The organism is Ramlibacter sp. bp-362 (assembly GCF_054956735.1).
This window is the reverse complement of the sequence record NZ_JBUDXE010000002.1, coordinates 375,061-393,034: the sequence shown is the minus strand read 5'-3', so window position 1 is coordinate 393,034 and position 17,974 is coordinate 375,061. Positions and strand designations below refer to the sequence as shown.

At 70.4% G+C, this 17,974-nt stretch carries 20 protein-coding genes; 17 read left to right on the top strand and 3 right to left on the bottom strand.

Annotated elements, in window-relative coordinates; translation table 11 throughout:
- Nucleotides 1-5: 5 nt before the first annotated feature.
- Together radA and ACY0MJ_RS04350 are read right to left on the bottom strand one after the other, a co-directional pair.
- The gene (radA, locus tag ACY0MJ_RS04355; protein WP_462637060.1) at nt 6-1,391 is read right to left on the bottom strand and encodes a DNA repair protein RadA; all 1,386 of its coding nucleotides are present in this window, start codon (nt 1,389-1,391) and stop codon (nt 6-8) included.
- A gap of 57 nt (nt 1,392-1,448) precedes the next feature.
- Complete coding sequence (locus ACY0MJ_RS04350; protein ID WP_462637059.1) at nt 1,449-2,393, bottom strand: LysR family transcriptional regulator; 945 nt, start codon at nt 2,391-2,393, stop codon at nt 1,449-1,451.
- Nucleotides 2,394-2,490: 97 nt separating this feature from the next.
- Between ACY0MJ_RS04350 and ACY0MJ_RS04345 the strand changes: the two genes are divergently transcribed.
- The 14 genes from ACY0MJ_RS04345 to ACY0MJ_RS04280 all read left to right on the top strand — a co-directional run bounded on the left by ACY0MJ_RS04345 (nt 2,491) and on the right by ACY0MJ_RS04280 (nt 13,977).
- Nucleotides 2,491-4,182, top strand: coding sequence for an FAD-dependent oxidoreductase (locus ACY0MJ_RS04345; protein WP_462637058.1), 1,692 nt, complete (start codon nt 2,491-2,493; stop codon nt 4,180-4,182).
- Nucleotides 4,183-4,247: 65 nt separating this feature from the next.
- Nucleotides 4,248-4,682 (top strand): homoprotocatechuate degradation operon regulator HpaR, encoded by a 435-nt coding sequence (gene hpaR / locus ACY0MJ_RS04340; RefSeq protein ID WP_462637057.1) that lies wholly within the window; start codon nt 4,248-4,250, stop codon nt 4,680-4,682.
- Nucleotides 4,679-5,302, top strand: a complete 624-nt coding sequence (locus tag ACY0MJ_RS04335; protein WP_462637056.1) for a fumarylacetoacetate hydrolase family protein — start codon at nt 4,679-4,681, stop codon at nt 5,300-5,302. The genes hpaR and ACY0MJ_RS04335 overlap by 4 nt, the downstream gene beginning before the upstream one ends.
- Nucleotides 5,299-6,051: a fumarylacetoacetate hydrolase family protein gene (locus ACY0MJ_RS04330; RefSeq protein WP_462637055.1), complete on the top strand. Its 753-nt coding sequence runs from the start codon at nt 5,299-5,301 to the stop codon at nt 6,049-6,051. Before ACY0MJ_RS04335 ends, ACY0MJ_RS04330 begins: the two co-directional genes overlap by 4 nt.
- Before the next feature lie 2 nt (nt 6,052-6,053).
- Complete coding sequence (hpaE, locus tag ACY0MJ_RS04325; protein ID WP_462637054.1) at nt 6,054-7,514, top strand: 5-carboxymethyl-2-hydroxymuconate semialdehyde dehydrogenase; 1,461 nt, start codon at nt 6,054-6,056, stop codon at nt 7,512-7,514.
- A 2-nt stretch (nt 7,515-7,516) separates the two neighbouring features.
- The gene (gene hpaD, locus ACY0MJ_RS04320) at nt 7,517-8,443 is read left to right on the top strand and encodes a 3,4-dihydroxyphenylacetate 2,3-dioxygenase (RefSeq protein ID WP_462637053.1); all 927 of its coding nucleotides are present in this window, start codon (nt 7,517-7,519) and stop codon (nt 8,441-8,443) included.
- Between the two features lie 30 nt (nt 8,444-8,473).
- The gene (locus ACY0MJ_RS04315; RefSeq protein ID WP_462637052.1) at nt 8,474-8,887 is read left to right on the top strand and encodes a 5-carboxymethyl-2-hydroxymuconate isomerase; all 414 of its coding nucleotides are present in this window, start codon (nt 8,474-8,476) and stop codon (nt 8,885-8,887) included.
- A complete protein-coding gene (gene hpaH / locus ACY0MJ_RS04310; RefSeq protein ID WP_462637051.1) occupies nt 8,880-9,680 on the top strand; it encodes a 2-oxo-hept-4-ene-1,7-dioate hydratase in 801 nt (266 codons plus the stop codon). Before ACY0MJ_RS04315 ends, hpaH begins: the two co-directional genes overlap by 8 nt.
- A gap of 9 nt (nt 9,681-9,689) precedes the next feature.
- Nucleotides 9,690-10,496 carry an HpcH/HpaI aldolase family protein gene (locus ACY0MJ_RS04305; protein WP_462637050.1) on the top strand — a complete coding sequence of 269 codons (807 nt, stop codon included), beginning with the start codon at nt 9,690-9,692 and terminating at the stop codon, nt 10,494-10,496.
- 10 nt (nt 10,497-10,506) lie between these two features.
- On the top strand, nt 10,507-11,289 hold the full coding sequence (locus ACY0MJ_RS04300) for a class II aldolase/adducin family protein (RefSeq protein WP_462637049.1): 783 nt from the start codon (nt 10,507-10,509) through the stop codon (nt 11,287-11,289).
- Nucleotides 11,286-12,260, top strand: a complete 975-nt coding sequence (locus tag ACY0MJ_RS04295) for a 2-dehydropantoate 2-reductase (protein ID WP_462637048.1) — start codon at nt 11,286-11,288, stop codon at nt 12,258-12,260. The genes ACY0MJ_RS04300 and ACY0MJ_RS04295 overlap by 4 nt, the downstream gene beginning before the upstream one ends.
- A 53-nt stretch (nt 12,261-12,313) precedes the next feature.
- Nucleotides 12,314-12,634 carry a FitA-like ribbon-helix-helix domain-containing protein gene (locus ACY0MJ_RS04290; protein WP_462637047.1) on the top strand — a complete coding sequence of 107 codons (321 nt, stop codon included), beginning with the start codon at nt 12,314-12,316 and terminating at the stop codon, nt 12,632-12,634.
- Entirely contained in the window at nt 12,631-13,068 is a 438-nt protein-coding gene (locus ACY0MJ_RS04285) for a type II toxin-antitoxin system VapC family toxin (RefSeq protein WP_462637046.1), read from the top strand. Before ACY0MJ_RS04290 ends, ACY0MJ_RS04285 begins: the two co-directional genes overlap by 4 nt.
- A 3-nt stretch (nt 13,069-13,071) precedes the next feature.
- Complete coding sequence (locus ACY0MJ_RS04280) at nt 13,072-13,977, top strand: EamA family transporter (RefSeq protein WP_462637045.1); 906 nt, start codon at nt 13,072-13,074, stop codon at nt 13,975-13,977.
- Nucleotides 13,978-14,108: 131 nt separating this feature from the next.
- Here ACY0MJ_RS04280 and alr read toward each other — a convergent pair whose 3' ends face one another.
- Nucleotides 14,109-15,203: an alanine racemase gene (gene alr, locus ACY0MJ_RS04275; RefSeq protein WP_462637044.1), complete on the bottom strand. Its 1,095-nt coding sequence runs from the start codon at nt 15,201-15,203 to the stop codon at nt 14,109-14,111.
- A gap of 113 nt (nt 15,204-15,316) precedes the next feature.
- Between alr and lplT the strand changes: the two genes are divergently transcribed.
- Genes lplT through ACY0MJ_RS04260 form a run of 3 tightly spaced genes read left to right on the top strand, consistent with a single transcriptional unit; the run spans nt 15,317 to nt 17,973 of the window.
- Complete coding sequence (gene lplT, locus ACY0MJ_RS04270; RefSeq protein ID WP_462637043.1) at nt 15,317-16,600, top strand: lysophospholipid transporter LplT; 1,284 nt, start codon at nt 15,317-15,319, stop codon at nt 16,598-16,600.
- Nucleotides 16,593-17,483 (top strand): DMT family transporter, encoded by an 891-nt coding sequence (locus ACY0MJ_RS04265; RefSeq protein ID WP_462637042.1) that lies wholly within the window; start codon nt 16,593-16,595, stop codon nt 17,481-17,483. The genes lplT and ACY0MJ_RS04265 overlap by 8 nt, the downstream gene beginning before the upstream one ends.
- Before the next feature lie 4 nt (nt 17,484-17,487).
- Nucleotides 17,488-17,973, top strand: coding sequence for a glutathione peroxidase (locus ACY0MJ_RS04260; protein WP_462637041.1), 486 nt, complete (start codon nt 17,488-17,490; stop codon nt 17,971-17,973).
- Nucleotide 17,974: the final 1 nt, after the last annotated feature.

Genomic DNA, 17,974 nt, shown 5'->3' with positions numbered 1-17,974 from the left:
GGGGCTCAGGCCAGGCCGCGGACGACTTCCAGCGCTTCCTCGATCCGCTCGACCGGATGGATGGCCAGTCCCTCGAACTCGCGGCCGGACGCGCGCCCGCCCTTGGGTGCGTTGGCCTTGGGCACGATCGCGATGGAAAAGCCGAGCTTGGCCGCCTCGCGCAGCCGCTCCTGCCCACGCGGCGCCGGCCGCACTTCGCCGGCCAGGCCCACCTCGCCGAAGGCGATGAAACCCTTGGGCAGCGCCCGGCCGCGCAGCGACGACGCGATGGCCAGCATCACGGCCAGGTCGGCCGCCGGCTCGCTGATGCGCACGCCGCCGACCGCGTTGACGAACACGTCCTGGTCCATGCAGGCGACGCCGGCGTGCCGGTGCAGCACGGCCAGCAGCATGGCGAGCCGGTCGCGCTCCAGGCCGACGGAGAGCCGGCGCGGGCTGGGCCCGCCGCTGTCCACCAGGGCCTGGATCTCCACCAGCATCGGCCGCGTGCCCTCCAGCGTCACCAGCACGCAGCTGCCCGGCACGGGCTCGCTGTGCTGCGACAGGAAGATGGCGCTGGGATTGGCGACGCCCTTGAGGCCCTTCTCCGTCATCGCGAAGACGCCGATCTCGTTGACGGCGCCGAAGCGGTTCTTGATCGCCCGCACCAGGCGGAAGCTGGAGTGCGTGTCGCCCTCGAAGTAGAGCACCGTGTCCACCATGTGCTCCAGCACGCGCGGGCCGGCCAGCGCGCCTTCCTTGGTGACGTGGCCCACCAGCACGATGGTCGTGCCGCCGGCCTTGGCGGCGCGCGTGAGGTGGGCCGCGCATTCGCGCACCTGCGCCACCGAGCCCGGCGCGGAGGTGAGCTGGTCGGAGTACACGGTCTGGATCGAGTCGATCACCGCCACGGCCGGCTGCTGCGCGGCGATGGTCGCCTGGATCTTCTCCAGCTGGATCTCGGCCAGCACCTTCACCTGCGACCGGTCCAGCCCCAGGCGGCGCGAGCGCAGCGCCACCTGGGCGCCGCTTTCCTCGCCGGTGACGTACAGCGTGGGCACGCCGCCGCGCTGCAGGCCGTCGAGCGCCTGCAGCAGCAGCGTCGACTTGCCGATGCCCGGGTCGCCGCCGATCAGCACGACGCCGCCTTCGACGATGCCGCCGCCCAGCACGCGATCGAGCTCATCGATGCCGGTGGGCGTGCGCGCGACCTCCGCCGCCTCGATGTCCGACAGCACCGCCACTTCCGAGGCCGGCGCCAGCGAGGCGAAGCGGTTGCGCCCGCCGCCGGTGGCTTCGGCCACGCCCTCGATCAGCGTGTTCCACGCGTTGCAGTTCGGGCACTTGCCCTGCCACTTGGGCGTGCTGCCGCCGCATTCGGTGCAGGTGTAGACGGTCTTGTCCTTCGCCATGGGGGGAGTGTATGTGTTCGTCATCCCCGCGCAGGCGGGGACCCAGGGCTTCCGCCTTCAGCTGCGCGCTGCGCGCGCAGTTCCAATGCCCTGGGTTCCCGCCTTCGCGGGAATGACGGCGCCGGTCAGCAAATCGACGAACGCCTGCGCCGCCGGCGACAGCGAGCGCTCCTGCCGGTACACCACCGCCGTATTGCGCTCCACCGCCGGGCGCACGAGGCGGCGGCCGACCAGGCGCGCGTCGCCGCCGTACTGCAGCAGCGAGGCCGGGACCACGGCCACGCCCAGCCCGCTTGCCGCCATCGCCAGCGCCGTCGTGAGCAGCGAGACCTCGTGCACCACCCGCAGCTGCACGCCGGCCGCCTCCGCCGCCGCGTCGATGCGCCGGCGCACGCCGTAGCCGGGCTTCACCGTCACGATCGGCAGCCCGGCCAGCTGCTTCCAGGTGATCGGATTGCCGCCGACGAAGCCGGGCGCGGCCAGCGCCACGGCCGCCAGGCTGTCGCGCAGGAAGACCTGTTCGCGCAAGCCCGGCACGGGCGACTCGAGGCTGCCGATGCCGAAATCCACCCGCTCGGCCAGCAGCGTCTCGACGAAGCCCGTGGGCGCGACGTCCTCGATCTCGACCCGCACGTCGGGGTGCGCGTCGAGGTAGCGCCGCATCACCGGCGGCAGCAGCGTCTGCGCCACCGTCGCCGTGGCCGCGATGCGCACGCGCCCGCGGCGCGCGCCGGCGCGCTCGGCCATGCCGGCCACCAGCGCCTCCAGCTCGCCGAGCGCCCGCTCCGCGTAAGCGATCGCTTCGGCCGCCGCCTCGGTGCGCCGCAGCGTCCGCGTGCTGCGGTCGAACAGCTTCACGCCCAGCCGGGCCTCGAGCTCGCGCAGCAGCACCGTCACCGCCGGCTGCGTCAGCGCCAGCTGCTCCGCCGCCGCCGACACCTGGCCCGCGTGGTAGACGGCGACGAAGGCGCGCAGCTGCCGCACCGAAGGCAGGCCGCGCATGGATAAAGGCTTTTTATGAATCGGCATCGAAGATTCATTGTCGCAGCGCGCGGACCTTGTCTCTAATCAAGGTTTTCCTCTGTTCCCTGGAGTTGGCATGACCCGCACCCTGCAAGCGCAGGTCCTCGTCGTCGGGGCCGGCCCCGTCGGCCTCACGCTCGCCATGGACCTGGCGCAGCGCGGCGTGGACGTGCTGGTGGCCGAGATCCGCCAGCGCGGCGAACCGCCCAACGTCAAGTGCAACCACGTCTCCGCGCGCTCGATGGAGATCTTCCGCCGCCTGGGCGTCGCGAGGGCGCTGCGCGAGGCCGGGCTGCCCGCGGACTACCCGAACGACGTCGCCTACCGCACGACCTTCACCGGCGAGGAGCTCTCGCGCATCCCCATCCCGTCGCGGCAGGACCGCTACACGGCCCGCGGCGGCCCGGACACGTGGTGGCCCACGCCCGAGCCCCCGCACCGCATCAACCAGATCTACCTGGAGCCGGTGCTGTTCGCCCACGCCGAGGCGATGCCCGGCCTGCGCATCCTCAACCGCACGCGCATCGACGACTTCACGCAGGACGCCGAGGGCGTGCGCGCGACCGGCGTCGACCTGGACACGGGCGAGACGCTGCAGGTGCGCGCCGACTACCTCATCGGCTGCGACGGCGGGAAGTCCGGCGTGCGCAAGAAGATCGGCGCCAAGCTCTCGGGCACCGACGTCGTCGGCCGCGTGCAGTCCACCTACTTCCGCGCGCCCGACCTGCTGCAGCGCGCGAAGAACGGCCCGGCCTGGGCGACCTTCTCGCTCAACCCGCGTCGCTGCGGCAACGTCTACGCCATCGACGGGCGCGAGACTTTCCTGCTGCACAACTACCTGAAGGCCGACGAGACCGACTTCGACGCGGTGGACCGCGACTGGGCGATCCGCACCATCCTGGGCGTGGGCGCCGACTTCCGCTACGAGATCATCACCAAGGAGGACTGGGTCGGCCGCCGGCTCGTGGCCGACCGGTTCCGCGAAGGCCGCGTGTTCCTCTGCGGCGACGCCTCGCACCTGTGGATCCCCATGGCGGGCTACGGCATGAACGCCGGCATCGCCGACGCAATGAACCTGTCCTGGCTGCTGGCCGCGCGGCTGGCGGGCTGGGCGGGCGAAGGCGCCCTGGACGCGTACGAAGCGGAGCGCCTGCCCATCACGGAGCAGGTGTCGAAGTTCGCGATGAACCACGCGATCGCGCTGCAGAAGGAGCGCGAGGGCGTTCCGGCCGGCATCGAGGCGCCGGGCGAGGCCGGCGCCGCGGCGCGCGCCGCCGCCGGCAAGGCGCTCTACGACCTGAACGTCAAGCAGTACTGCTGCGGCGGCCTGAACTTCGGCTCCTTCTACGACCGCTCGCCGCTGATCGCGTACGACGGCGAGGACCCGCCGGCCTACACGATGGACCAGTTCACGCCCTCCACCGTGCCGGGCTGCCGCACGCCGCACGTCTGGCTGGACGACGGCCGCTCGCTCTACGACGCGATGGGCCCCGGCTACACGCTGCTGCGCTTCGATCCGCAGGTGCCCACGGCCGCGCTGGAGCAGGCCGCCGCCCGCCGCCGCGTGCCTCTGCAGGTGCTGGACGTGCAGTCGCGCGAAGCCGCCGGCCTGTACGGCCACGCGCTCGTGCTCTCGCGGCCGGACCAGCACGTCGCCTGGCGCGGCAACCGCCTGCCGGTGGACCCGTTCGAGCTGGTGGACCGGGTGCGGGGCGCCCTGGTTCCGGTCCGCGAGCCCAGCCGGCGCGCCAGCGCGACCGTGGACTGAAAGACCCCAGGCGAGCCCGGCGCTTGACGGGCGCGGCGAATCATTTAACATCTTAAATATTCCGCATGCCGCCGACCACGTTCAGCCATCGCAACCTCGCGCGCCTGCTCCTGCAGGCGCGCGAGTCCGTCATGGCGCACACCCGCCCCCGCCTGCGCGAGCACGGCCTGTCGGACCAGCAGTGGCGCGTGCTGCGCGTGCTGGGCGAGCACGGAACGGTCGAGACGGGGCGGGTCGCGCGCGAGGCCTACATCCTCGGGCCCAGCCTCACCGGCGTGCTGGCGCGCATGGAGCGCGACGGCCTGATCCGGCGCGAGCGCGACCCGGCCGACCAGCGACGGACGGTGGTGGAGGCCACGGCGCGCGGACGCAAGATGGTCGAGCGCCTGTCCTCCACCGTGGAAGGCCACTACCAGTGGCTGGAACGGTCGCTGGGCAAGCAGAAACTGGCGCAGCTCTACGGGCTGCTGGACGAACTGATCGCACTGGAGCACCCATGAGCGAGGTGAAGAGAGGCACGGTCTACGGCACGCTGATGAATTTCCGCGGCGAGCTGGAAGCGCTGGGCGACAAGATGAACGAGGCGCCGTACAAGGCGCCGCCGAAGGCGCCCGTTCTCTACGTGAAGCCGGCCAACACCTGGACGGAAAACGGCGGCGCGATCCCGGTGCCGGCGCGCGTGCCGGAAGTGGAGATCGGCGCGACCGTCGCCATGGTGATGAAGTCCACCACCGAGATCGGCGGCTTCGTGCTGATGAACGACGTGTCCATCCCGCACGAGAGCTTCTTCCGCCCGCCGGTGAAGTTCAAGTGCCTGGACGGCTTCCTGGGCATCGGCGACCGCGTGCGCGCCCGCAACGAGGCCGGCGACCCCGCCGTGTTCAAGCTCGAAGTGCGCATCAACGGCGAACTGAAGCAGACCGTGCGCTTCTCGCAGCTGGTGCGGCCCGCCGACAAGCTGCTGGCGGACGTCAGCGAGTTCATGACGCTGGGCCCGGGCGACATGCTGATGCTGGGCTGCGACGTGGGCCGGCCGCGCGCGCGCGTCGGCGACCGCATCGAGATCAGCATGCCGGCGCTCGGCACCCTCACCAACACCCTGGTCGCGGAGGCCGCATGAAGCACGCACGCGTGAAGGTCGACGGCATGGTGCACAACGCCACCGAGCGCGACGGGCAGGTGGTGCTGGAGGATGGCCGCCGCCTCTGGCAGGACCAGGTCACCTGGCTGCCGCCCCTGGCGCCGGTGGACCGCCCACGCACGATCCTGGCGCTGGGGCTGAACTACGCCGACCACGCCAGGGAGCTGGCGTTCAAGGCGCCCGAGGAGCCGCTGGTGTTCCTCAAGGGCGAGCGGGCGCTCAACGGCCACCGCCAGACGACGCGGCGGCCGGCCGGCGTGCAGTTCATGCACTACGAATGCGAGCTGACCATCGTCGTCGGCCGCAAGGCGAAGAAGGTCAGGCGCGACGACGCCTACGACTTCATCGCCGGCTACACGGTCGCGAACGACTACGCGATCCGCGACTACCTGGAGAACTGGTACCGGCCCAACCTGCGCGTGAAGAACCGCGACGGCGCGACGCCGCTCGGGCCCTGGCGCGTCGACACGGCGGACATCCCGGACCCGATGGCGCTGGCCCTCAAGACCACCGTCAACGGGAAGGTCACGCAGGAAGGCAGCACGAAGGACATGATCTTCGACGTGCCCTTCCTGATCGAGTACTTCTCCAGCTTCATGACCCTGAACCCCGGCGACCTGATCCTGACCGGCACGCCCGACGGCGTCGTCGACTGCCAGCCGGGCGACGTGGTCGTCACCGAGATCGAGGGCATCGGCGCCCTCATGAACACCATCGGCAGTCCCTGAACATGCAACGCATCGAACACCTGATCGCCGGCAAGCCCGTCGCCGGCCGCGACTACTTCCCCACCGTCAACCCCGCCACGCAGGAAGTGCTGGCCGAGGTCGCCTCGGGCGGCGAGGCCGAGGTGAACGCCGCCGTGGCGGCGGCCAAGGAAGCCTTCCCCAAGTGGTCCTCGCTCGCCGCGCCCGAGCGCGCCAGGCTGATCCGCAAGCTGGGCGAGCTGATCGCCAGGAACGTGCCGGAGATCTCCCGGACCGAGACCGACGACACCGGCCAGGTGATCGCGCAGACCGGCAAGCAGCTGGTGCCGCGCGCCGCCGACAACTTTTCCTACTTCGCCGAGATGTGCGTGCGCGTGGACGGCCACACCTACCCGACGCCGACGCACCTGAACTACACGCTGTTCCACCCGGTCGGCGTCTGCGCCTTGATCTCGCCGTGGAACGTCCCCTTCATGACGGCGACCTGGAAGGTGGCGCCCTGCCTCGCCTTCGGCAACACCGCCGTGCTGAAGATGAGCGAGCTGTCGCCGCTGACGGCCGCGCGCCTGGGCGAGCTGGCGCTGGAGGCGGGCATCCCCGCCGGCGTGCTGAACATCGTCCACGGCTACGGCAAGGAAGCCGGCGAGCCGCTGGTGCGCCATCCGGACGTGCGCGCGATCTCGTTCACGGGATCCACCGCCACCGGCAACCGCATCGTCAAGGAAGCGGGCCTGAAGAAGTTCAGCATGGAGCTGGGCGGCAAGTCGCCTTTCGTGATCTTCGACGACGCGAACCTGGACCGCGCGCTCGACGCCGCCGTGTTCATGATCTTCTCCAACAACGGCGAGCGCTGCACGGCGGGCAGCCGCATCCTGGTGCAGAAGTCCATCTACGCGAGCTTCGTCGACAAGTTCGTGGCGCGCGCGAAACGCATCACGGTCGGCGACCCGCTGGACGAGAAGACCATCATCGGCCCGATGATCTCGCAAGGCCACCTCGCCAAGGTGCGCGGCTACATCGAGCTGGGACAGAAGGAAGGCGCGACCATGCTGTGCGGCGGCCTGGACGTGCCGGTGCTGCCCGACCGCGTGAAGAAGGGCAACTACGTCGTGCCCACCGTCTTCGCCGACGTGGACAACCGCATGAAGATCGCGCAGGACGAGATCTTCGGGCCGGTCGCCTGCCTGATCCCCTTCGACGACGAGGCGGACGCGATCCGCATCGCCAACGACATCTCCTACGGCCTGTCCAGCTACGTGTTCACGGAGAACGTGGGCCGCGCGCACCGCGTGGCGGCGTCCATCGAGGCCGGCATGTGCTTCGTCAACAGCCAGAACGTGCGCGACCTGCGCCAGCCCTTCGGCGGCACCAAGGCCTCGGGCACGGGCCGCGAAGGCGGCACCTGGAGCTACGAAGTGTTCCTGGAGCCGAAGAACATCGCGGTGTCGCTCGGCTCGCACCACATCCCGCACTGGGGGGTCTGACCATGGGCAAGCTCGCACTCGCCGCCAAGATCACGCACGTCCCGTCCATGTACCTGAGCGAGCTGCCCGGCCCGCGGCAGGGCACGCGCCAGGACGCCATCGACGGGCACATCGAGATCGGCCGGCGCTGCCGCGAGCTGGGCGTGGACACCATCGTGGTGTTCGACACGCACTGGCTGGTCAACGCCAACTACCACGTGAACTGCGGCGCGCACTTCAAGGGCCTGTACACCAGCAACGAGCTGCCGCACTTCATCAGCAACATGGAATACGAGTTCCCGGGCAACCCGGAGCTGGGCAAGCTGCTGGCGGAGGTCTGCAACGACTTCGGCGTGGAGACGCTGGCGCACGACCGCACGACGCTGGCGCCCGAGTACGGCACGCTGGTGCCCATGCGCTACATGAACACCGACCAGCACTTCAAGGTGGTGTCGGTGTCGGCGCTGTGCCAGGCGCACTACCTGAATGACAGCGCGCGCCTGGGCTGGGCGATGCGCCGCGCGGTGGAGGACCACTACGACGGCACCGTCGCCTTCTTCGCGAGCGGCTCGCTGTCGCACCGCTTCGCGCAGAACGGCCTGGCCCCGGAGTTCGGGTTCAAGATCTGGAGCCCCTTCCTGGAACAGCTCGATCGCGAGGTGATCCGCATCTGGGAACGGGGCGACTGGAAGACCTTCTGCGGCATGCTGCCGGAGTACGCGTCCAAGGGCCACGGCGAGGGCTTCATGCACGACACGGCGATGCTGGTGGGGGCGCTCGGCTGGTCGGAGTACACCGGCAAGGCCGAAGTGATCACGCCCTACTTCGGCGCGTCCGGCACGGGGCAGATCAACGCGGTGTTTCCGGTGACGCCGGTGAAGGGAGATGCGATCCCGCGGGCACAGGCGTCTTCGGCCGAGGGCTACACGAACATCAACCAGCGCCTTTAATTGGAATCTGACCCCAATTTAGAGACCCTCATGCCCCACTGCGTCATCCTCTACACGCCCAACATCGAAGCCAAGACCGACGTCGGGGCGCTGTGCCGCAAGCTGGCGGACACCATGCTCACCGTGCGCGACGAGGCGGGGAAGCAGGTGTTTCCCACGGCCGGTGCGCGCGTGCTGGCGTATCCGGCGGCGCACTACGCGGTGGCGGACGGGAAGGCGGACTACGCCTTCATGTACGTCAATGTGCGCATGGGCGCCGGGCGCAGCGCCGCGGTGCAGAAGCAGGCCGGCGACACGCTGCTTGCCGTGCTGAAGGAGCACTTCGCGCCGATCTTCGATCAGGAGCTGATCGGCATCACGCTGCAGATCGACGAGAGCCCCGGCCAGGTGTACGACGCCAAGCACAGCACCCTGCATCCCCTGTTCGCGAACAAGAATGTTTGACCAGACCACCATCCAGGAACTCGCCGCCGAACTGCACGAGAGCGAACGCAAGCGCGTGCAGGTCGAGCATTTCTCCAAGCGCTTCCCCGGCATGACCATCGAGGACGGCTACGCCGTCTCGCGCGCCTGGGTCGCCATGAAGATCGCCGAAGGCCGCCAGGTGCGCGGCCACAAGATCGGCCTGACCTCGCGAGCGATGCAGCTGTCCAGCCAGATCGACGAGCCGGACTACGGCACGCTGCTGGACGACATGTTCTTCGAACCGGGCGCCCTGCCCACCGAGCGTTTCATCGCGCCGCGCGTGGAAGTGGAGCTGGCCTTCATCCTCAAGCGCAAGCTGGAAGGCGAACAGGTCGGCATGGAGGACGTGCTGGCGGCCACCGACTACGTGCAGCCCGCCATCGAGATCATCGACGCGCGCATCGAGCAGTTCGACCGCCACACGAAGGCGATGCGCAAGGTCTACGACACCATCAGCGACAACGCGGCCAACGCCGGCATCATCCTGGGCGGGCGCAAGGTGAAGCCCGCCGAGGTCGACCTGCCCTGGGTCGGCGCGATCCTGCGCCAGAATGGCGCCGTCGAGGAGACCGGCCTGGCCGCCGGCGTGCAGGGGCACCCGGCCATCGGCGTCGCCTGGCTGGCGCGCAAGCTGGCGCCCTGGGGCGAGGCGCTGGAAGCCGGCGAGGTCGTGCTGGCCGGCTCCTTCACCCGTCCGGCCATCGCGAAACGCGGCGACCGCTTCGACGCCGACTACGGCCCGCTGGGCCGCTTCGAATTCCAGTTCACCTGAGGGGACGCCATGGAGATGCCTGTCAATCCGTTCAAGAAGGCCCTGGCCGAACAGCGGCCGCAGTACGGCCTGTGGGTCAGCCTGATGAACCCGCTGGTCACCGAGATCTGCGCCGGCGCCGGCTTCGACTGGCTGCTGCTGGACGCCGAGCACACGCCCAACGACCCCTACAACGTGCTGCAGCAGGCGCAGGTGATCGCCGCCTACCCCGGCACGCATGCGATCGCGCGCGTGCCCATGGGGCACGGGTTCGTCGGCCAGGGCCTGCTGAAGCAGTACCTCGACACCGGCGTGCAGACCATCCTGGTGCCGATGGTGGACACGCCGCAGCAGGCGCGCGAGCTGGTGCGCTGCATGCGCTACCCGCCCGACGGCCTGCGCGGCATGGCGGGCGCCCGCGCCTCGCGCTGGGGCCGCATCGCCAACTACGCGAAGGAAGCGAACAGCCAGGTCTGTCTGCTGGTGCAGGCCGAGACGCGCGAGGCGATCGCCAACCTCGACGAGATCGCCGCCACCGAAGGCGTGGATGGCGTCTTCATCGGCCCGGCCGACCTCTCCGCCGCCTACGGGCACGTCGGCAATCCCGGCCACCCCGAAGTGCAGGCGCTGATCGAGGACGCGTGCAAGCGCATCCGCAAGGCGGGCAAGGCCGCCGGCATCCTGACGCCCGAAGAGGCGCAGGCGCGCAAGTACCAGGAGATGGGCTACACCTTCATCGCCGTGGGCCTGGACAGCAACATCCTGGTGCGCGGCACCACGGCGCTGGCGGCGACCTTCAAGTCCGCGCCGCAGGTGGCCAAGAGCCAGACCTACTGAGGAGCCCCGGATGAACGCCGTCCTGCAGCCCCGCGCGCCGGGCATGCACCCCGACGAGTGGAAGGCCCGCGTGCAGCTCGCCGCGGCCTACCGCATCTTCGACATGCTCGGCTGGACCGAGATGATCTACAACCACATCACGGTGCGCCTGCCGGACAGCGTGACGGGTGGCGAGAAGCACTTCCTGATCAATCCCTTCGGGCTGCACTACTCCGAGGTGACGGCCAGCAACCTGCTGAAGATCGACATCGAGGGCCACAAGCTGGACACCGGCAATCCCTGGCCGGTGAACCCGGCGGGCTTCACCATCCACGCGGCGATCCACGACACCGTGCCCGACGCGCACTGCGTGATGCACACGCACACGACGACGGGGCTCGCCGTCGCCTGCACGGAAGGCGGCCTCGCGCAGAACAACTTCTACTCGGCGCAGCTCGACGACATGGTGGCCTACCATGACTTCGAGGGCATCACCATCCACGCCGACGAGGCGCCGCGCCTGCTGGCGAGCCTGGGCCGCAAGCCGCTGATGATCCTGCGCAACCACGGCCTGCTCGCCGTCGGGCCGACGCTGCCGCTCGCCTTCGTGCGGCTGTGGACGCTGCAGCGCGCCTGCGACGTGCAGGTCACGCAGGCCGGCCTGGGCCGCGCGATCCCGATCCCGCCGGACGTGGCGAAGAAGACCACGCACGATTCCTTCCAGTTCGACCAGCGCTTCGGCGCCGGGCAGGACGTGTTCGACGCGATGACGCGCCTGGTGGAGCAGAAATCCGGGGACGGCTACAAGCAATGAAAGCCTGCATCTACGGCGCCGGCGCCATCGGCGGCTGGATCGGCGTGAAGCTGGCGCGCGCCGGCTGCGACGTGGGCGTGGTCGCGCGCGGCGCGACGCTGGAGGCGCTGCGCGCCCACGGGCTGCGGCTGCAACAGGGCGAGGAGACGCTCAGCGCCGAGGTGCGGGCGAGCGCCGCGCCGGCCGAGCTGGGCGTGCAGGACCTGGTGGTCGTCGCCGTCAAGGCGCCGTCCATGCCGGACGTGGCGAGGCAGGTCGCGCCGCTGCTCGGGCCCAGGACGATGGTGCTGACCGCCATGAACGGCGTGCCCTGGTGGTTCTTCCAGGGCTTCGGCGGCGCCTACGCCGGCACGCGGCTGAAGGCCGTGGACCCGGACGGCGCCATCGCCGAGGCCGTGCCGGCCAGGCACATCATCGGCTGCGTGGTGCACGCGAGCTGCTCGCTGCGCGCGCCCGGCTGGGTGCAGCACCACTTCGGCAACAAGCTGATCGTGGGCGAGCCCTCGGGCGAGAAGACGGCCCGGGTGCAGGAACTGGTCGCGCTGCTCGAGAAGGCCGGCTTCGAGACCGCCTTGTCCGAACAGATCCAGAAGGACGCCTGGTACAAGCTGTGGGGCAACATGACGGTCAACCCGGTCAGCGCCCTCACCGGCGCCACCACCGACCGCATCCTGGACGACGAGCTGGTGCGCGGCTTCATCTCCGCCGTGATGCTGGAGGCGCGCGAGATCGGCGCCCGCGTCGGCATCCCGATCGCGCAGATGCCGGAAGACCGCCACCAGGTCACGCGCAAGCTGGGCGCCTTCAAGACCTCCATGCTGCAGGACGTGGAAGCCGGCAAGCCGGTGGAGCTCGATGCGCTGGTGACGGTGGTGCAGGAGATGGGCCGCCTGACCGGCGTGCCCACGCCCTTCACGGATGCGCTGCTGGGCCTCAGCCGCCTGCAGGCGCGGGTGCGCGGGCTGTATTGACGCCGTGGCGGCCGCGATCCAGAATGGAACCGAGGTTCCGTTCCGGATCTCCCATGCCCAACCTCTCCATCAAGGACGTGCCCGAGCCCTGGGCCGAGATGCTTCGCCAGCGCGCGGCCCGCAACCATCGCTCCCTCCAGGGCGAGCTGATGGCCATCCTGGAGCGCGCCGTCGAGGAAGGACTGCCGGCGCGCAGCGACGAGCCTGGCCGGCCGCGCATCGCCGGCTACGACCCGGACGGCCACCCGGTGGTCCGCCGAGGCTGGAAAACGCCCGAGCAGGTGATCGAGGAGCTGCAGCAGAAGTATCCCGATCCCATCCCGGACCAGCTCTCCAGCATCGACATCATCCGCCAGGACAGGGACAGCCGTTGAGCGCGAAGCAGCCGGTGCTGCACGTCGTGGAGCCGCCGGCCCACTACCTTGCGAGGACGCCGCTGGTGGTCGACTGCAGCGCGATCGCCGGCCTCGTCTTTCGCGAGGCCTGGGAGGGCGCGGCCAGGGAGCAGATCCGCGGGCGGGCACTGCATGCGCCGCACCTGCTGACCAGCGAAATCGCGAGCGTCGCGCTGAAGAAGCTGCGGCGCGGCGAATCACACGCGGCGGACGGCCTCGCGGCGGCGGCCGCCATGGAGATTTCCCTGCACCCCACCGAACCCGTCGCGGTCGTCGAACTGGCGAACCGCTATGGCTTGTCCGCGTACGACGCGGCGTACCTCTGGCTGGCGGCACGATTGAAGTGTCCGCTGGCCACCTTCGACGCCCGGCTCGGTGCCGCGGCGCGCCAGCACCTCTCCAGCCTTTCCTGACCGATGACGACACCTTCCAAGGCGATCAGCGGCGCCGCCTTCGCCACGCTGCTGCTGATCGCGCTGATGATGGGCGCCAACCACGTGGCGGCCCGCATCGCCTTCAACAACGGCGTCGACGTCGCCACGGCCGTCGTGTTCCGCAGCACGATCACCGCGCTGGTGATCGTCGCCATCCTCGCCTCGCAGGGCGTGCGCGTGCGCTTCACCGCGCGGCACAAGCGCATGCTGCCCGTGATCGGGCTGCTGGTGGGCGTGCAGAGCCTGTGCCTCTATTCGGCCGTGGCGCGGCTGCCGGTGGCCCTCGCCCTGCTGGCGTTCAACACGTATCCGATCTGGACGGCCGTGTGGTCGCTGGTCGTGTACCGCAAGCATCCGGAGAAGGCGATGCTGGTCGCCATGCCGGTGATCCTGGTGGGCCTGGCGATGGCGCTGGACGTCTTCGGCGCCGCCTCGGGCCTCGGCGCCTCCGGCCAGTGGGCCCGCATCGGCGCGGGCGTCGGCTTCGCGCTGGCGGCGGCCGCGACCTTCGGGCTGGCGCTGGTGCTGACGCAGCACGAGGCGGGCGATGTGGACGGGCGCGTGCGCACGGCCACGACCATGAGCCTCGCCGGCGTGGTGGCGCTCACCGCCGTCGTGGCGCAGGGCGGCTTCCACCTGCCGACGGCGCCGGCCGGCTGGGGCGGGCTGGCGACGCTGACCTTTCTCTATGGCACGGCCTTCACCATCATGTTCACCGTGCTGCCCCGGCTGGGCGTCGTCGGCAACTCCGCGATCATGAACGTGGAGCCGGTGTTCGCGCTGGTGCTCGCGTGGCTGCTGCTGGGGCAGGCGATCGCGCCGGTGCAGGTGGCGGGGGCGTTGCTGGTGGTGGGGGCGGTGATGGCGCTGGGGTTGCGCAAAAGGTGATGGTGGATCGGTGGGGTTCGCTGCGCTCACCTTCCGGCGGCCTGCGGCCGCCGCCACCCTACGGGTCCGGCTTCGTAGGGTGGCGCGGCGCCAGCCGCGGCAGGTGAGCGGAGCGAACCCCACCGTCCACCTCAACTCACTACCACCGGCACCCGCTGCGCCAGCGCGCACATCAACTCGTAGCTCAAGGTCCCCGCGCTCGCCGCGACCTCGTCGATCGGCAGGACGCTCCCGTTCGCTGCCTTGCCCCACAGCGTCACCTCGCTCCCGAACCCCGCCTGCGGCACCGGCGTGAGGTCCACCGCCAGCATGTCCATGCTCACGCGCCCGACCAGGCGCGTGCGCACGCCGTCCACCAGCACGGGCGTGCCGGTGCCGCAGTGGCGCGGGTAGCCGTCGGCGTAGCCGCAGGCGGCGATGCCGATGCGCAGCGGCGCGTCGGCGGTGAAGCTGGAGCCGTAGCCGACCGTGTCGCCGGGCTGCAGCTGCTGCACGCCCAGCACGCGCGCGGCCAGCGTCATGGTCGGCTGCAGTTGCCAGTGGGCGGCGTCGTGCTCGGGGAAGTCCGGCGCGCTGCCGTACACCGCGATGCCGGGGCGGATCCAGTCGGCGCGCACCTGCGCCTCGGCCGCGTGGCGCAGCGAGGCCGCGCTGTTGGCCAGGGTGCGTTCGCCGGGCAGGTCGCGCGTGGTGTCGGCGAACACGCGCATCTGGTGGGCGATGCCGCGGGCGCCGTCCGCATCGCTGAAGTGCGTCATCAGCGAGATCTCCTCCACCTGCGGCAGCGCCTCCAGCCGCGCCCAGGCGGCCCGGTAGCGCGGCGGGGTGAAGCCCAGGCGGTTCATGCCCGAGTTCATCTTCAGGAAGACGCGGTGCGGCACCTGGGTCTTGTGCGCGGCCAGCCAATCGATCTGCTCGTCGCAGTGCACCGTGTGCCACAGCCCCAGGCGCGAGCACAGCTCCAGGTCGCGCGGCTCGAACACGCCTTCGAGCAGCAGGATGGGACCGCGCCAGCCGAGGGCGCGCACCCGCTCGGCCTCCTGCAGGTCCAGCAGGGCGAAGCCGTCGGCGCCGCGCAGCGCATCGTACACGCGCTCGATCCCGTGCCCGTAGGCATTGGCCTTGACCACGGCCCAGACCCGCGCGTCCGGGGCCGCCTCGCGCATGCGGGCGAGGTTCGCGCGCAGCGCGTCGGGATGGATCAGGGCCTGGATGGGACGGGGCATGGCGGGCTCTCCTTCGTATTTTGTCATTACCCACCGTGATATAACCCCGAGTCTCCCTGAGACAGCAGAGATTGAAGGGCCAGCCTGACTGGCCCCCGGCCCTACACGCACGGATGAAGCGCGGTTTCTACACCATCATGGCGGCGCAGTTTTTCTCGTCGCTCGCCGACAACGCGCTGTTCATCGCCGCCGTCGAACTCCTGAAGTCCGAGCGTGCGCAGACCTGGCAGGCCGCCGCGCTGGTGCCGATGTTCGCGCTGTTCTACGTGGTGCTGGCGCCCTTCGTGGGCGCGTTCGCGGACTCGCGGCCCAAGGGGTACGTGATGTTCTACAGCAATGCGATCAAGGTGGTCGGCTGCCTGATGATGCTGTTCGGCACGCACCCGCTGCTGTCGTACGCCATCGTGGGCCTCGGGGCCGCCGCCTACTCGCCCGCCAAGTACGGCATCCTCACCGAGCTGCTGCCGCCTTCGCAGCTGGTCAAGGCCAACGGCTGGATCGAGGGGCTGACCATCGCGTCCATCATCCTGGGCATCCTGCTGGGCGGCCAGCTCGTGGGCCATGCGCTGTCGGCGCGCATGCTGGCGCTGGACTTCCCCATCCTGGACACCGGCATCGACACGCCGCCGGAAGCGGCCATCTTCGTGCTGATCTTCGTGTACGCGGTGGCGGCCTGGTTCAACCTGCGCATCCCGCACACCGGCGTGGAGATGCGCCCCATCCCGCGCAACCCGCTGGAGCTGGTGCCGGACTTCTGGAGCTGCAACGGCCGGCTCTGGCACGACCGCCTGGGCCAGATCTCGCTGGCGACCACCACGCTGTTCTGGGGCGTGAGCGGCAACCTGCGCTACATCATCCTGGCCTGGAGCGCCGCGGCCCTGGGCTACACGACCACGCAGGCCTCGTCGCTGAGCGGCGTGGTCGCGCTGGGCACGGCCGTGGGCGCCGTGCTCGCCTCCATGCGCATGCGGCTCGACCGCGCCACCACCGTGATGCCGCTGGGCATCGCCATGGGCGTGCTGGTCATCTGCATGAACTTCATCCACAACGTGTGGGTGGCGGCGCCCTTCCTGATCCTGATGGGGGCGCTGGGCGGCTACCTCGTGGTGCCGATGAACGCGCTGCTCCAGCACCGCGGCCACAACCTGATGGGCGCCGGGCGTTCGATCGCCGTGCAGAACTTCAACGAGCAGGCCTGCATCCTGGGCCTGGGCGCGTTCTACAGCCTGTCCGCCGGCCTGGGCCTGACGGCCTTCGGCGCCATCACGGCCTTCGGCCTGGTGGTCGCCGGCGCGATGTGGCTGATCCAGCGCTGGCACGCGCGCAACTGCGTCGAGCACAAGGACGAAGTGGAGCACCTGCTGGCGCTGGCCCGGCACGACAACGTGCATGACTGAGCGCGCGCGGACGCTGGCGCCGGTGCTGGCGCTGGTCGTCAATGCCTTCGTCTGGGGCCTGTCCTGGTGGCCCTTCCGGCAGCTGCAGGGCGTCGGCGTCCACCCCCTCTGGTCGACGGCGCTGATCTACCTCGTGGCCTTCGCCGGCTTCGTCGTGCTGCGCCGCTCGGCCCTGCCCGAGCTGCTGCGCAACCCGGCGCTGTGGCTGCTGGCGCTGTCCGCGGGCATGACCAACGTCGGCTTCAACTGGGCTGTGACCATCGGCGACGTCGTGCGCGTCGTGCTGCTGTTCTACCTGATGCCGGCGTGGGCGGTGCTGCTCGCCTGGCCCGTGCTGGGCGAGAAGCCCTCGCCCGCGGGCGTGGGACGGCTGCTGCTGGCGCTGGCGGGCGTGGCCACCGTGCTCGACACCGGCGGCGTGGGCCTGCCCTGGCCGCGCTCGCTGGCGGAGTGGCTGGCGCTGGGCGGCGGCTTCAGCTTCGCGCTCACCAACGTGCTGCTGCGACGGCTGGATTTCGTCACGGCCGGCTCGCGCGTGCTGGCGATGTTCGGCGGCGGCATGGTGCTGGCGGGCAGCGTCGCCCTGCTGGGCGGCCTGCACGGCACGATCGCGCCGCTGCCGGCGCTGGCGACCGAGGGCTGGATGCTGGCCGTGCTGCTGGCCGCCGGCTTCCTCGCCGCGAACCTCGCCCTGCAGTACGGCGCCTCGCGCCTGCCGGCGCACACGACGGCGCTGGTGATGCTGTCGGAGGTGGTGTTCGCGAGCCTGTCGTCGGTGGCGCTGGGGGCGGCGGAGCTGAGCGCGCGGACGCTGGTGGGCGGACTGCTGATCGTCGCGGCGGCGGCGTGGTCGGCGTGGCCGCGGCGCGCGGGAGCACAATAGCCGCGTGGCGGACATCTACGACTTCGAGGCGCAGCAGATCGGCGGGGGCACCGTGCCGCTGGCGCGCTTCCGCGGGCAGCCGATGCTGATCGTCAACACGGCCAGCGCCTGCGGCTTCACGCCGCAGTTCGCCGGGCTGGAGGAACTGCATCGCCGCTACGGCGAGCGGGGCCTGGTGGTGCTGGGCTTTCCCTGCAACCAGTTCGGCGCGCAGGACCCGGGCAGCAACGAGGAGATCGCCGGCTTCTGCCAGGCGAACTACGGCGTGAGCTTCCCCATGATGCAGAAGATCGACGTCAACGGCCCGCAGGCGCACCCGCTCTGGCGCTGGCTCACGGCGGAAGCGCCGGGGCTGCTCGGCTCCAGGGCGATCAAGTGGAACTTCACCAAGTTCCTCGTGGGCCGGGACGGGCGCGTGCTGAAGCGCTATGCGCCCCAGGAGGCGCCGGCGAAGCTGGCGAAGGACATCGAGGCGGCGCTGGCCGCCTGAG

What these genes read in the sequence shown, in the direction of transcription:
- radA (WP_462637060.1), bottom strand. Translation starts at nt 1,391, where the DNA reads ATGGCGAAGGACAAGACCGTCTACACCTGCACCGAATGCGGCGGCAGC.
- ACY0MJ_RS04350 (WP_462637059.1), bottom strand. Translation starts at nt 2,393, where the DNA reads ATGCGCGGCCTGCCTTCGGTGCGGCAGCTGCGCGCCTTCGTCGCCGTC.
- ACY0MJ_RS04345 (WP_462637058.1), top strand. Translation starts at nt 2,491, where the DNA reads ATGACCCGCACCCTGCAAGCGCAGGTCCTCGTCGTCGGGGCCGGCCCC.
- hpaR (WP_462637057.1), top strand. Translation starts at nt 4,248, where the DNA reads ATGCCGCCGACCACGTTCAGCCATCGCAACCTCGCGCGCCTGCTCCTG.
- ACY0MJ_RS04335 (WP_462637056.1), top strand. Translation starts at nt 4,679, where the DNA reads ATGAGCGAGGTGAAGAGAGGCACGGTCTACGGCACGCTGATGAATTTC.
- ACY0MJ_RS04330 (WP_462637055.1), top strand. Translation starts at nt 5,299, where the DNA reads ATGAAGCACGCACGCGTGAAGGTCGACGGCATGGTGCACAACGCCACC.
- hpaE (WP_462637054.1), top strand. Translation starts at nt 6,054, where the DNA reads ATGCAACGCATCGAACACCTGATCGCCGGCAAGCCCGTCGCCGGCCGC.
- hpaD (WP_462637053.1), top strand. Translation starts at nt 7,517, where the DNA reads ATGGGCAAGCTCGCACTCGCCGCCAAGATCACGCACGTCCCGTCCATG.
- ACY0MJ_RS04315 (WP_462637052.1), top strand. Translation starts at nt 8,474, where the DNA reads ATGCCCCACTGCGTCATCCTCTACACGCCCAACATCGAAGCCAAGACC.
- hpaH (WP_462637051.1), top strand. Translation starts at nt 8,880, where the DNA reads ATGTTTGACCAGACCACCATCCAGGAACTCGCCGCCGAACTGCACGAG.
- ACY0MJ_RS04305 (WP_462637050.1), top strand. Translation starts at nt 9,690, where the DNA reads ATGGAGATGCCTGTCAATCCGTTCAAGAAGGCCCTGGCCGAACAGCGG.
- ACY0MJ_RS04300 (WP_462637049.1), top strand. Translation starts at nt 10,507, where the DNA reads ATGAACGCCGTCCTGCAGCCCCGCGCGCCGGGCATGCACCCCGACGAG.
- ACY0MJ_RS04295 (WP_462637048.1), top strand. Translation starts at nt 11,286, where the DNA reads ATGAAAGCCTGCATCTACGGCGCCGGCGCCATCGGCGGCTGGATCGGC.
- ACY0MJ_RS04290 (WP_462637047.1), top strand. Translation starts at nt 12,314, where the DNA reads ATGCCCAACCTCTCCATCAAGGACGTGCCCGAGCCCTGGGCCGAGATG.
- ACY0MJ_RS04280 (WP_462637045.1), top strand. Translation starts at nt 13,072, where the DNA reads ATGACGACACCTTCCAAGGCGATCAGCGGCGCCGCCTTCGCCACGCTG.
- alr (WP_462637044.1), bottom strand. Translation starts at nt 15,203, where the DNA reads ATGCCCCGTCCCATCCAGGCCCTGATCCATCCCGACGCGCTGCGCGCG.
- lplT (WP_462637043.1), top strand. Translation starts at nt 15,317, where the DNA reads ATGAAGCGCGGTTTCTACACCATCATGGCGGCGCAGTTTTTCTCGTCG.
- ACY0MJ_RS04265 (WP_462637042.1), top strand. Translation starts at nt 16,593, where the DNA reads ATGACTGAGCGCGCGCGGACGCTGGCGCCGGTGCTGGCGCTGGTCGTC.